Source organism: Huijunlia imazamoxiresistens (assembly GCF_037132455.1).
Lineage (GTDB): Bacteria > Bacteroidota > Bacteroidia > Chitinophagales > Chitinophagaceae > Flavisolibacter > Flavisolibacter imazamoxiresistens.
The window spans coordinates 280,626-293,713 of sequence record NZ_JBBBEI010000002.1; the positions used below are offsets into that span (position 1 = coordinate 280,626).

General features: G+C 57.2%; 13 protein-coding genes. 10 read left to right on the forward strand and 3 right to left on the reverse strand.

Annotated elements, in window-relative coordinates:
- Positions 1-163 precede the first annotated feature (163 nt).
- Both V9K67_RS03005 and V9K67_RS03010 read right to left on the reverse strand, forming a co-directional pair.
- A complete protein-coding gene (locus V9K67_RS03005; protein ID WP_336719972.1) occupies positions 164-1,711 on the reverse strand; it encodes a YifB family Mg chelatase-like AAA ATPase in 1,548 nt (515 codons plus the stop codon).
- Between the two features lie 69 nt (positions 1,712-1,780).
- Positions 1,781-2,764, reverse strand: a complete 984-nt coding sequence (locus tag V9K67_RS03010; protein ID WP_336719973.1) for a DMT family transporter — start codon at positions 2,762-2,764, stop codon at positions 1,781-1,783.
- A 150-nt stretch (positions 2,765-2,914) separates the two neighbouring features.
- Here V9K67_RS03010 and V9K67_RS03015 point away from each other — a divergent pair, with 150 nt between their 5' ends.
- The 8 genes from V9K67_RS03015 (at position 2,915) to V9K67_RS03050 (ending at position 10,711) form a co-directional block, all read left to right on the forward strand.
- A complete protein-coding gene (locus V9K67_RS03015) occupies positions 2,915-5,272 on the forward strand; it encodes a PAS domain S-box protein (RefSeq protein ID WP_336719974.1) in 2,358 nt (785 codons plus the stop codon).
- A 67-nt stretch (positions 5,273-5,339) separates the two neighbouring features.
- Complete coding sequence (locus V9K67_RS03020) at positions 5,340-5,507, forward strand: phosphatidate cytidylyltransferase (RefSeq protein ID WP_336719976.1); 168 nt, start codon at positions 5,340-5,342, stop codon at positions 5,505-5,507.
- Between the two features lie 140 nt (positions 5,508-5,647).
- Positions 5,648-6,502, forward strand: coding sequence for a UbiA family prenyltransferase (locus V9K67_RS03025; RefSeq protein WP_336719978.1), 855 nt, complete (start codon positions 5,648-5,650; stop codon positions 6,500-6,502).
- Positions 6,502-7,584: a type III polyketide synthase gene (locus V9K67_RS03030; RefSeq protein WP_336719980.1), complete on the forward strand. Its 1,083-nt coding sequence runs from the start codon at positions 6,502-6,504 to the stop codon at positions 7,582-7,584. Before V9K67_RS03025 ends, V9K67_RS03030 begins: the two co-directional genes overlap by 1 nt.
- 162 nt (positions 7,585-7,746) lie before the next feature.
- The gene (locus tag V9K67_RS03035) at positions 7,747-8,367 is read left to right on the forward strand and encodes a methyltransferase domain-containing protein (protein WP_336719982.1); all 621 of its coding nucleotides are present in this window, start codon (positions 7,747-7,749) and stop codon (positions 8,365-8,367) included.
- A gap of 137 nt (positions 8,368-8,504) precedes the next feature.
- The gene (locus tag V9K67_RS03040) at positions 8,505-9,650 is read left to right on the forward strand and encodes an NAD(P)/FAD-dependent oxidoreductase (RefSeq protein ID WP_336719983.1); all 1,146 of its coding nucleotides are present in this window, start codon (positions 8,505-8,507) and stop codon (positions 9,648-9,650) included.
- Between the two features lie 41 nt (positions 9,651-9,691).
- On the forward strand, positions 9,692-10,060 hold the full coding sequence (locus tag V9K67_RS03045; RefSeq protein WP_336719984.1) for a CoA-binding protein: 369 nt from the start codon (positions 9,692-9,694) through the stop codon (positions 10,058-10,060).
- Positions 10,061-10,237: 177 nt separating this feature from the next.
- Positions 10,238-10,711, forward strand: a complete 474-nt coding sequence (locus tag V9K67_RS03050; protein WP_336719985.1) for a ribonuclease H-like YkuK family protein — start codon at positions 10,238-10,240, stop codon at positions 10,709-10,711.
- A 120-nt stretch (positions 10,712-10,831) separates the two neighbouring features.
- Here the strand turns inward: V9K67_RS03050 and yihA are convergent, their stop codons facing one another.
- Positions 10,832-11,461 carry a ribosome biogenesis GTP-binding protein YihA/YsxC gene (yihA, locus tag V9K67_RS03055; protein ID WP_336719988.1) on the reverse strand — a complete coding sequence of 210 codons (630 nt, stop codon included), beginning with the start codon at positions 11,459-11,461 and terminating at the stop codon, positions 10,832-10,834.
- Positions 11,462-11,617: 156 nt separating this feature from the next.
- Between yihA and ubiE the strand changes: the two genes are divergently transcribed.
- Together ubiE and porT are read left to right on the forward strand one after the other, a co-directional pair.
- On the forward strand, positions 11,618-12,367 hold the full coding sequence (gene ubiE, locus V9K67_RS03060) for a bifunctional demethylmenaquinone methyltransferase/2-methoxy-6-polyprenyl-1,4-benzoquinol methylase UbiE (RefSeq protein WP_336719991.1): 750 nt from the start codon (positions 11,618-11,620) through the stop codon (positions 12,365-12,367).
- On the forward strand, positions 12,331-13,074 hold the full coding sequence (porT, locus tag V9K67_RS03065; protein ID WP_336719992.1) for a type IX secretion/gliding motility protein PorT/SprT: 744 nt from the start codon (positions 12,331-12,333) through the stop codon (positions 13,072-13,074). The genes ubiE and porT overlap by 37 nt, the downstream gene beginning before the upstream one ends.
- Positions 13,075-13,088 lie beyond the last annotated feature (14 nt).

Here is a 13,088-nt window from a genome sequence, read left to right on the forward strand (position 1 = left end):
GATCCCGGCCGATTAACTTTTGTATGAAACAACGTGCCAAACTTGAGGGAGGGCAATGGACAATAGGCAATGGGCAATAGACAATAGACTCTGGTAACTTCCGGATAACTCGTAAACCCGTAAACTCGTAAACTCCCCTCTCAGGAACTCAGGAACTTAACGTTTATCCCGCCCACGCCGCCCGGTCCAAACTACGGTACTGGATGGCTTCGGCCAGGTGTTCCACGGTGATGTTTTCGCTGTCGGCCAGGTCGGCGATGGTGCGGGAGACCTTGAGGATGCGGTCGTAGGCCCGGGCGGAAAGGTTCAGCTTTTCCATGGCGGTTTTCAGCTTGCTGTGGCAGGCGGTGTCCAGGGGGCAGAATTGGCGCAGTAGCCTGCTGCTGATCTGGGCGTTGCAGTAGATGCCGGGATGTTCCTTGTAGCGTTCGGCCTGCTTTTCGCGGGCCCGGATGACCCCTTCGCGGATGTCGCGGGAGCCCTTTTCCGCTTTTTGCAGGGAAAGTTCCCCGAACGGCACCGGGGTGACCTCCACGTGCAGGTCGATGCGGTCGAGCAGGGGACCGGAAACCTTGTTGAGGTATTTCTGCACCGAGCCGGGGGCACAGGTGCATTCGCGGTCGGGGTGGTTGTAGTAGCCGCAGGGGCAGGGGTTCATGGAGGCGATCAGCATGAAGGAGGCCGGGAAATCGAGGGCTACGCGGGCACGGCTGATGGTCACCCGCCGTTCTTCCATGGGCTGGCGCATCACTTCCAGCACCGTCCGCTTGAATTCGGGCAGCTCGTCGAGGAAGAGCACGCCGTTGTGCGCCAGGGAGATTTCACCCGGCTGGGGCAGCCCGCCCCCTCCGACTAGCGCCACATCACTTATGGTATGATGCGGCGAACGAAACGGCCTTCGGGAGATCAGCGTGGCATTCTCCGGCAGCTTGCCGGCCACCGAGTGAATCTTGGTGGTTTCGAGCGCCTCCTGCAGGGTCAGCGGCGGCAGGATGGTGGGCAGCCGTTTGGCCAGCATGGTCTTGCCCGCTCCGGGCGGACCGATCAAAATGGCGTTGTGCCCACCGGCAGCGGCGATCTCCAGGGCCCGCTTGATATTGTCCTGCCCTTTTACATCCGAGAAATCAATGTCGAAATCGTATTGCGAATGAAAGAATTCTTCGCGGGTATCCACTTCTATAGGTTCCATGCTTTTTTCCCCGCTCTCGAAAAAGTCGACCAGCTCGTTGAGGTGGTTGACGCCATAAACTTCGAGGTTGTTGACGATGCCGGCTTCGCGGGCATTGGCCATGGGCAGGATCAATCCCTTAAACCCTTCGCGGCGGGCCTGGATGGCGATGGGCAGGGCGCCCTTGATGGGACGGAGGCTGCCGTCGAGGCTTAGTTCGCCCATGATCACGTACTGCTCCAGCGGGGCGATGTTGCTGATCTGCTCGGTGGCGGCCAGCAGGCCCACGGCAATGGGCAGGTCAAAGGAGCTGCCGCTTTTCTTGATGTCGGCGGGGGCCATGTTCACCACGAAGCGGGTGCGGGGCATTTGGAAGTTGTTGGTCTTGAAGGTGCTTTCCACCCGCTGCATGCTTTCCTGCACGGCGCTGTCGGGAAGCCCCACGATGGTAGAGCCGAAGCCCGTGGCCATCCAGTTCACTTCGATGGTTATGGTAATGGCTTCCACGCCGTAAACGGCACTTCCAAAAGTTCGGACAAGCATAACAGGCGGGCTTAGGTGAAGCTTAAATATAAAGATTATTCAGCATTTTACCCACCCGGCAGCAGGCCGTCAGGCTACCTGGGCGTCAGCGGTTTTGGGGCTTACCGCGTGGACGGGTTCCTGTTTGGTGGAGTGAGCCGCCGGTATCTTTTGTTTTCTTGGTACGGCCAGCAGGATGATGGTGGCCACGATGCACAGGCAGCCCACCCAGTCAATGGCTTCAAAGGGCACCTCCAGCCAGGCCACGGCGATCAGCGCTGCGGAAAGGGGTTCTACGGAAGCCAGCAGGCTGCTTTTCTGGGCGCCGATGCGCTTCACCGCCAACAGGTAGGCGCAGAAGGCCATGACGGAGGCAAAGAGGATGATAAAGGCCGTGAACAGGAACGTGTAGCGGTCCCACTGGCCTTCCACCTTCCAGGGCGCATGTACGAGGCTGAAGGCCAGCCCGCCCAGCAACATGCCCCAGCCGGTAACCAGCGTGGCCGGGTAGCGGTGGAGTAATTTTATGGGCTGCAGGGTATAAAACGCCAGGGTCACCGCGGAGGCCAGCCCCCAGAACAGGGCCACGCCCGAGATCTGGAGGGTGCCGAAGCTGCCGTGCGTCACCAGGAGAAACGTGCCCGTTACCGCCAGCAGGATCGCCAGCCCCTCGGCCGGCCGGGGCCACCGGCGGTGGTACACGGCCAGGTAGGCGGAAATGAGCACGGGGCCGAGGTATTGCAAGACCGTAGCCGTGGCGGCATTGGAGGCCCTAATGGCGGCAAAATAAGTGTACTGGACTGCCAGCATGCCCAAAAGGCTGAAGAGTACCAACTGCCCCGCATCGGCTTTGTTTTTCCAAATACTCCAGATGGATTGGGAAGCGCCGGCGCTGCTTACCGTTAACAAGATCAGGCCCGAGAGCAGCAAGCGAACGGTCACCAGCCATTCGGTATTAACACCCCTGTTTTCAAACAGGAACTGGCCAAAGGCACCCGACAAACCCCAGCATACTGCCGCTACGATCACCAGCGCAAAGCCCTGCGCCGTTTGTTTGGTATCATTTCGAAACATTAAAATCAATTGAGGTGCGCAAAATTAGGATCCCCTTCTGTTTATGGTTGCTTAATAAGTGGTATTTCTTATGTTAAAGTAAGGTGTGGAAGTTTAAGGAAGTAGTCGTAAATTGGTTCTCTTCGCTTGTCATCTTTGAAATCCCGCGCTTTGCAAGACCATATGGTGGACATAAAGGCTTTTTTCACATCCCTGCCCGGCAACAACGTGCTGCTGTTGCCGGACGGGCCTTTGTTTACGGTCATTGCCGTCAGCGACGGGTACCTCCTGGCCACCGGCCGCAGCCGGAGCGACATGGTAGGAAAAGGATTGTTTGAAGTCTTTCCCAACGACCCCGCCGACCCGGAAAAGATCAGTGAAAAAACGGTCCGCGCCTCCCTGGAATATGCCGGCTCCCACAAAGAACCCCACCGCCTGCCCGTGCAGCGGTACGATATCACCGGCGGCAACGGGGAATACGAAGAGCGCTACTGGTCGGCCGTGAACGAACCGATCCTTTCCGAAACCGGCGAGGTGCTGTACCTGGTCCATGCCGTCCAGGACGTGACGGCGAAGATCAAGGAAGAGCAGCGGGCTACCCAGATCCGGAGCATGGAAAAAGTATTGAGCCTGTTCATGCAGGCACCTATCATCGTAGGGTTGCTCAAGGGAGAGCATTATGTGCTGGAAATGGCCAATGCGGAGGCGCTACGGCTCTGGGGAAAATCCGGCGATATCGTGGGCAAACCGCTCCTGGAGGCGATCCCGGAACTGGAGGAACAGGGCGTCCTGGAGCTGTTTGACCAGGTGCGCACGACCGGCCGGCCCTATTATGCCCGGGAACGGCCGATCGTGGTGACGCTGCGGAACGGCCAGCAGAAACGGCTTTATTTTAACCTGGCCTACCAACCTTATTACGAGGAAGGAAGCGAAAAGCCGGTGGGCGTATTTACCCTGTCGCACGAAGTGACCGAACAGGTGGAGGCCCGCCAGCGGATCCAGGAAAGCGAGGAAAAGTACCGCAGCCTGTTCGAAGCCATCGACGAGGGCTTCTGCCTGCTGGAACTGCTCTTTGAAGGCGGCGACACCCCTGCGGACTTCCGCTACCTGGAGGTCAACTCGGTTTTTGAAAAGCAAACGGGCCTGCACAACCCCACGGGGAAAACGGTACGCGAACTGGTGCCGGTGGTAGAGGAGCATTGGTTGAAAAGCTACGGCAACGTGGCGGCAACGGGCGAGCCGCAGCGGTTTGTGGCCGAGTCAAGAGGGATGGGCCGCTGGTTCGAGGTATATGCCTTCCGGGTGGGCGGCGCCGGCAGCCGCAGGGTGGGCGTGTTCCTGACCGACGTTACCCGGCGCAAGCAGGCGGAGGAAGCCCTGCGGGAATCGGAGGAACGGCTGAAGAAAGCCGTTTCCATTGAAACCGTCGGCGTGATCTACTTCGACCTGAAAGGGGGCATCCACGATGCCAATGAAGCCTTCCAGCGGATGAGCGGCTATTCCCGGGAAGATTTTACCAGCGGCCGGGTGGACTGGCGCCAGCTGACCCCGCCGGAATTCATGGAGGTCACGCTGAAGTCCAAAGAAGAGTTCGAGACCCGCTGGCAGAACACTCCTTACGAAAAGCAGTACATCCGCCCCGACGGCTCGCGCTGGTGGGGCCTTTTTGCCGGCAAGCGACTCAGCGAGCACGAGTGCGTGGAATTCGTGCTGGACATCACCGAAACCAAACACATGGAGGAGGAACTGGAGCGCAAGGTGCAGGAACGGACCCTGGACCTGGAAAAGCTGAACACCGAACTGCGCCGGTCGAACACCAACCTGGAAGAATTTGCCTATGCCGCCTCCCACGACCTGAAAGAGCCGATCCGCAAGATCCATTTTTTTACCGACCGGCTGCTGGGCCGCCTGGATGCACGGCTGGAAGACGAGGACCGCCGCCTGTTCGAGCGCATGCAGCAGGCCACCAAGCGAATGGCCAACCTGATCGAAGACCTGCTGCTGTACTCGCATATGAGCAAAGGCATGGTCCTGGAAGACCGGGTGGACCTGAACGTCAAAGTAAAGCGGGTGCTGGAGGACCTGGAGCTGGAGATCATGGAAAAGGGCGCCCACATCACCGTCGAACCCCTGCCTGTCGTCATCGGCAACAAGCGGCGCCTGCAGCAACTGTTTCAAAACCTGATCAGCAACGCCCTGAAATACTGCCGCCCGGGGATCTGCCCGGACATCCGGATCACTTCGCGGCGGGTCCGGGGCAGTGAAACGCCCCTGCTCCTGAGCGGGGAAGATGCGACCCGGCAGTTTCACCTGATCCAGGTAAAGGACAACGGTATCGGCTTCAACCAGGACGATGCCGAACGCATTTTCAACGTATTTACCCGCCTGCACGGCAGCGAGGAATACAAAGGGTCGGGGGTGGGCCTGTCCATCGCCCGCAAAGTGGTGGAGCACCACCACGGCCACATCTGGGCCGAAAGCGAACCGGGCACCGGCGCCACCTTCAACGTACTGCTCCCCGCCCAATAGCGACTCCGCGCAAACGCTCCCGCTATTCCGGCAAAGCATTTGCTTCCTCCTTAGGAAATTGAAGCTCATGAAACCGCTTACTTCTGTCTGGATCTTGCTGTTTGCCCTGGCAATGACGCTTACTTCCTGCCAACTGGTGGAAGGAATTTTCAAAGCCGGCTTTTACAGCGCTTTCATCGTCATCATCCTGGTGGTCGGCCTGATCATCTTCCTGATCTCGCGGTTCCGCCGCTAGGGAAGCGGGCCCTGCCCTTCAGGATCGTTGCTCTTTCAGGCCGGTGGTTCCCCGTGTTGTGCGTCAGGAGGCCTTTGACTCATTTGCCCCATTGATCTCCCCGGCCCGGACCCGGTGCGTCCTTTATAAAAGCCTCCACCATGCTGCATCGTTCCACCCTGCAACTCCTGCGCTTTCACTTTTCGCTCTTCCTGCTGCCCGTGTACGTGTTCGCCCTGAGCCAGCTGCCCGCCATCGACTGGCGGCATGCAGCCCTGGCCTTTTGCATCCTGCACTTCCTGGTGTACCCGGCCAGCAACGGTTACAACTCGTACATGGACCGCGACCAGTCGCCTATCGGCGGCCTGGAAAAGCCCCTGCTGCCCACCCGCCAGTTGTTTACCACTACCGTGCTCATGGATGCGGCGGCGCTGTTGCTTTCGTTCACGATCAGCCCGCTCTTTGCCGTGGGTATATTGTTCTACATTATCGCCTCCCGGGCGTATAGCTACCGGAGGATCCGCCTGAAACAATACCCGGTCCTTGGCTTCCTGACCGTATTTGTCTTCCAGGGCGCGGTCATCTTTTTCATCACCTACCATGGCTGCCACCCGGCGCAGCCCCTGTCGGTGCCCTGGCTGCCCTGCCTGATCTCCTCCCTGCTGATCGGCGCCCTCTACCCGCTGACGCAGATCTACCAGCACGAGGAAGACCGCGCCGATGGCGTGCTGACGCTTAGCTGCCTGCTGGGAAAAAGGGGCACCTTCGTGTTCAGCGCCGCCCTGTTCCTGCTGGCGAACGTCTGCCTCTACCTGCTTTTCCAGGGGCGCCACGAAAGGGGCAACTTCTATTTGTTCACCGCCCTTACCTTCCCGGTGGTACTGTTTTTTTGTTACTGGATGGTGCTGGTGTGGCGCAACGAAGCGGCGGCGGACTTTAAAAATAGTCTGCGCATGAACGTTGTCTCCACCCTGTGCACGCTTGCCTTTTTTTCCACCTTACTAATAACCAGGTAGTGAGCAAGATCGTATCGATAGGAACCGCCGTCCCCGCCTATTGCCACCGGCAGACCGACATCCTGCAGTTCATGCAGAACGTTTATGCTCCCGGGGAGGCGGAGAAAAGAAAGCTGCGCTTTCTCTACCAAAAAAGCGGTATCCGTCAGCGTTATTCCGTGATCTCCGATTACAGCCACATCATCCACGAGTGGAAGTTTTACCCGCAGACCGAGAACCTCGACCCTTTTCCCTCGCTGGAGCAGCGCATGACGGTCTACAACAAACAGGCACCCCTGCTGTCGGTGGACGCCATCCGCAGCTGCCTGGATAATGTATGCCACCACCACGACATCACCCACCTGATCACCGTCAGCTGCACGGGCATGAGCGCCCCGGGCCTGGACCTGCAGGTGATGGAGCTGATGGAGCTGAAAAAAGACATCTTCCGCACCTCGGTGAACTTCATGGGCTGCTATGCCGCCCTGCATGCGCTGAAGCTGGCCGACGCCCTCTGCCGGTCAAAAGGCGCCCGGGTGCTGGTGGTCTGTACCGAGCTGTGCACCCTTCATTTCCAGCGCGAAGCCACTATGGACAACATCGCCTCGGCCCTGCTCTTCGGCGACGGGTCGGCCGCCGTGCTGGTGACCCACGACGAGGACGCGATCCCGGGCCTGCACCTGCGGAACTTTTATTCCGAAGTAGTGCCCAAGGGCAAGCGCGACATGGCCTGGGAGCTTTCTTCCTCGGGTTTCCTGATGACGCTGAGCAACTATGTGCCGGACCTGATCGAAGCGGATTTTGCCCCCATCGTGCAGCGCTCCCTGGCGCAGAGCGGACTGGAAGCCGACAGCATCTCCCACTGGTGCATCCATCCCGGCGGCAAGCGCATCCTGGAGGCGGTGGAACTGAGCATGCGCCTGCAGCCCGGCCGCCTGCAGGACTGCTACGAGGTGCTGGGCGACTACGGCAACATGTCGTCGGCGACCATCCTGTTCGTCCTCAAAAAAATGCTGCACGCCAAAACGGGCAACCAGAAAGTCTTCGGCGCCGCCTTCGGACCGGGGCTCACGGTGGAAACGTTTACGGCGGGAAGCTTCTGAGGCGTTTACAAGTTCACGAGTTCACAAGTTCCGTTCCTGAGTTCCTGGGTTGGGTGGTTCTTAATAAGTTTCCTATTTTCCAGTATGTCTTTTCAAAAGCGGTCATATCAGAAAGAGTTGCTTGATCGGGATGATATTCCGTTTGAAGATATTGGACGCAATATGCGGGAGCTGGAGGTGATCAACCGGTATTTGGGCGGGCATGCCATAACGGTAAGAGGAGTGGAGGAACTGGTGCGGCAGCGGTCAATGGACCAGGAGGTGCACATTGCCGAAATCGGCTGTGGGGGAGGGGACAACCTGCAGGCTATCCGGCGATGGGCGGAACGAAAGGGCATAAAAGTACAATTGACCGGCGTCGACATCAACCCTGAATGTATTGCCTTTGCCCGTCAAAAGCCAGTAAACAAGGGGATCCATTTTATTTGTGCCGATTATAAAGAGGCTGACTTTACCCCTCAGCCGCACCTGCTGTTCTCTTCCCTGTTCTGCCATCATTTTACCGACGGCGAACTGGGAGTGATGCTGAAATGGATGCACCGGAACAGCCGATGGGGCTTTTTTATCAACGACCTGCACCGCCATCCCCTGGCTTATTATTCCATAAAGCTTCTTACACGGCTTTTTTCGAAAAGCTACCTGGTAAAGAACGATGCGCCCCTATCCGTAAAACGGGGCTTTTGCAAAGAAGACTGGGCGGATTACTTTGCCGGGGCCGGCATCTCTTCCTACCAATGCCGCTGGCAATGGGCCTTCCGCTGGTTGGTCAGTTGCAAAAAATAGGATTAAATAAATAGCTTGGAACAATGACCCCTAAACCCAACATATGAACGGATAAACAGGCGAACGCCCAACTCAGGAACTCAGGAACTAGTTCTGGAACGAACCCGTAAACTCGTAAACCCGTAAACTCGTAAACTTTGAAGTTCGACGTTGCAGTTATCGGCGGCGGCCTTGCCGGCCTTTCGCTGGCCATTCAGCTGGCCGGGGCCGGGCATTCGGTGGTGCTGCTGGAAAAGGAAAAATATCCCTTCCACAAGGTGTGCGGCGAATACATCAGCATGGAGGCCTGGGGCTTCCTGGAGGGGCTGGGCCTGCCGCTGGCTTCCCTGCAGCTGCCACGGATCCACGAGCTGGAGCTGACGGCGCCCGATGGTACGGCCTTTACCACGGAGCTGCCGCTGGGCGGCTTCGGCATCAGCCGGTACACCATCGACCATTTGCTGGTGGCCCGGGCCCGGGCAGTGGGGGTGGAGGTGCTGGAAGAAACGAGGGTAGAGCAGGTGGAAAGGAGGGAAGGGGGCTTTTGCCTGCAGCTCAGCTCGAGGCAGCAGCCCGGGCTGAAGGAGGTGCAGGCCACCCTTTGCGGCGGCGCCTGGGGCAAGCGCGGCAACCTCGACCTGAAATGGAAGCGAGCCTTTGTGCAGAAAGCCCGTCCGCAAAGGGACCATTACATTGCCGTCAAATACCATGTGCGCTCCGGCTGGCCCGCCCACCGGATCGGCCTGCACAACTTCAGCGACGGCTACTGCGGCATTTCCCGGGTGGAAGGCGATACCTGCTGCCTGTGCTACCTCACCACGGCGCAAAACCTCCGGCGCAGCGGGAACGCTATTCCCCGCATGGAGCAGGAGATCCTGTTCCAAAACCCGGCGTTGAGGGAAGTATTTGCGCAGAGCCAGGTGGTGGGGGGCTTCCCGGTCACGATCTCGCAGGTGAGCTTTCAGAAAAAAACGCTGGTGGAGGAGGGGGTGCTAATGGTGGGGGATACGGCCGGCCTGATCACCCCGCTCTGCGGTAATGGCATGAGCATGGCACTGCACAGCAGCAAACTGGCAGCCGCCTGGATGCGCCGGTTTTTACAGCAGCGCATCAGCCGGGCGGCCATGGAACAGGGGTACCGGGCAGATTGGCAGGCGGCCTTTTCGGCCCGCATGCAGGCCGGGCGCCTGTTGCAGCGCTTTTTCGGTTCGCCCCGCCTGAGCAATGGCTTTGTCCGCTTCTTCCGCACTTTTCCCTTCCTGGCCCGGGCCGTTATCCGGAAAACACATGGAAAGCCTTTTTAAGGCATGCCCTTTGCAAGCTGAATGAGAAAAATTCGAGGACTATGTCAAACGGAAAAAAAACGGTGGTACTGGGTGCTTCGGACAATCCGACCCGCTACAGTTATTTAGCCGTAAAAAAACTGGAAGCCTACCAACACCCGGTAGTGGCCATTGGCAAAAGGCGCGGAACGATCGGCAATACCGCTATTGAAACCGACCACGTACCGACCAACCACGTGGATACGATTACGCTCTACCTCAATCCCATGAACCAACGGGAATATTATGACTATATATTGGAGCTCAAACCCAAACGGATCATTTTCAACCCCGGCACCGAGAACGACGAGCTGATCCGGCGGTCCAAAGAACAGGGCATTGAGCCGGTCATTGGTTGCACCCTGGTAATGTTGAGCTCGGGCATGTATTAACGCCCGGAAATCGAAAATAGGGAAGGCCCGGACCGGTAGGTGCCGGGCCTTTTTGCGTATGAACACCGCCCCGGGGAGGCCGATGAGCGCCCTCATCTGCGTATATTGTTGATAATTAATTAATCGCGCCCCTTTTATCTCGCTGAGTTTTTCGGTAACTTACAGAAACATCTTTTTATGCGTTGGAGAAAATTTAACGGCGAGCCCCTGGGTCTTCCGATCTACCACGCGGTAGAGAACGCCATAAAACGGGAGACTGCAGCTGGCTACAGGTTGAAAGTATGCATCGGCACCGACTCGCAGGTGAAAGGACCCGATACGGAATTTGCCACGGTAGTGGTTTTCTTACGGGAGGGACACGGCGGTTTTATGTTCCTCCACAACGAAAAGACCACCCAGCGGTATACCATCAAGGAACGCATGCTGGTGGAGGTGGCCAAAAGTATAGAGATTGCATACGAACTATGCAATCTTTTTACTTTATACAATGTCGACATGGAGGTGCATGCCGACATCAATACCAATCCCAATTTCAAAAGCAACGACGCCCTCAAGGAGGCCATGGGCTATATCCTGGGGATGGGCTTTGCCTTCAAGGCGAAGCCGGAAGCGTTTGCCAGCAGTTGCTGCGCCGACAAGGCCTGTAACTGATCTTCCGATGAATAGGGTATAAGCAGGGTTATGGGCTGCTGCAAAGAGCCGGGGAAAGTTGCGTCTTTCCCGTAAAAGCTCTTCAGGGACCGCTTTGTCCCTGCCCGAAATAAGGCTCCCTTACTTGGCTTTGTTGTGTTCGTCAAATTGTGCGTTCAGCAGGGCGATGTACTGGAGCACTTTTTTGCCGCCGGTATGTTTGACTGCTGAAGTGACAAAGTGGGGGGGCAGGAACTCCCAGTTTTCCCGCATGGCGTTGAGGAAGCGGTTTACGTTGGCCGCGGTTTCGCGCTGGGTGCTTTTATCGGCTTTGGTAAAGATCAGTGCGAAGGGTACCTGCCATTCGCCCAGCTGGTCAATGAACTCCAGGTCCAGCCGCTGGGGTTCCAGGCGGCTGTCGATCAGCACGAACAGCGTGCCCAGGTTCTCCCGCTGGCGGATGTAGCCCTCGATCATTTTCTGCCAGCTTTTCCGCTGGTTCTGCGATACCTTGGCATAGCCGTAGCCCGGCAGATCCACCAGGTACCAGTCCTTCCTGTCCGATGAGGTAGCCACGAAGTGGTTGATCATCTGCGTTTTCCCGGGCGAAGAAGAAATTTTCGCCAGCTCCTTTTTTTGCGTCAACATATTGATCACGGAGGACTTGCCCACGTTGCTGCGGCCGATAAAAGCATATTCCGGGCGGTCCGGGCTGGGACACTTGTCAACGGAGGGACTGCTGATGAGGTACTCGGCTTGAATGATTTCCATGGGGCAAAAGTATCAGTTTACGAGTTTACAAGTAAGTTCCTGAGTTCCTAAGTTCCTAAGTTCCTGAGTTTCTATGCTCCGGAGGTACGCCAACTCAGAAACTCAGGAACTTAGGAACTCAGGAACTTACTCGTAAACTTGTACTTTTGCGCCCTTATGACGCAATTTCCGCACGACAGCATAAAGCCCTTTGCGGGTGAAGAGGGCAAGAAGCAGCAGGTAAGCAGCATGTTCGACCGCATTGCCGGCCGCTACGATTTTATGAACCGCTTCCTCAGCGCGGGTATTGATGTAAGCTGGCGGATCAAGGCCATCAAGCAGTTGGCGTCCGAGCATCCGCAGCACCTGCTGGATGTGGCTACCGGTACCGGCGATATGGCCATCCGGGCCTGCCGGATGCTGCGCCCCCACAAAGTCACCGGCATCGATATCTCGCCCGGCATGCTGGAAATAGGGCGTAAGAAAGTAGCGCAGGAAGGATTGGGGGAAAAGATCGAGCTGCTGGACGGCGACAGCGAAACAATAAAATTTGCCGATAACACGTTTGATGCAGTAACGGTAGCTTTTGGCGTCCGGAATTTTGAGCACCTGCAACAGGGATTGGGCGAAATTCTGCGCGTCATGCGGCCCGGTGCAAAGCTGGTGGTGCTGGAATTCAGTAAACCCAAAGCCGGAATCATCCGGGGACTGTATAACTTCTACATGGGATGGATCGCCCCACAACTGGCGAAACTGTTCCGCCAGAACAAGCAGGCCTACCAGTACCTTAATGAATCGGCAAAAGCCTTTCCTGACCGGCAACAATTTGTGGAGGTCCTCCGTCAAGTCGGCTATTCCGAAACCTACTTTAAACCCCTAAGCCTTGGTATATGTTGTATTTATTGCGGAAGAAAACCCCGAAACTAGTTCATGCTTCCCTGCTCCTGTTCGGCACCGTCCTGTCGCTTTCCTCCCTGCGTGCCCAGGAGCGGATCCTGCACCAGGAGGACCACGACAATAAGCCTTATTATTTCGGGATCACCTTATCGGCCGCTTCCGCCCGCTTTGACCTGGAGCACCATTCCTCTTTTTTACAGCAGGACAGCGTGATGGTGGCCGAGCCCCTCAACTCCCCGGCCTTTGCCCTGGGACTGGTAGGTACCCTGAAGCTGGTGGGCCGCCTGGAAGCCCGCTTCAACCCCCAGATCATTTTTGCCGACCGCACGATTAACTATAAACTTCGCTATGCCGAAAACGACCTGCAGGGAACGAATGTGGATAAACGCATCGAATCGACCATCGTCACCTTCCCGGTCAATTTAAAATTTAATTCCGACCGCATCGGCAATTTCCGGGCATATGTGTTCGGCGGCGGCAAGTTCGACTTCGACCTGGCTTCCAATGCCCGCGCCCGCAAGTCGGAAGACCTGGTAAAGATCAATAAGTTCGACCGCGGCATTGAAGCCGGCATGGGCCTGAACTTCTATTTTCCCAGTTTCATTTTCTCTCCCGAGATCAAGATCAGCCGGGGGATCAATAATATCCACAGCCGCGACGAAAGCCTTAAATATTCCAGCGTGCTCGACCGCATCCAGTCCCGGATGATCATCTTCTCCATCCACCTGGAAGGTTAATAAATTGGTAGTTT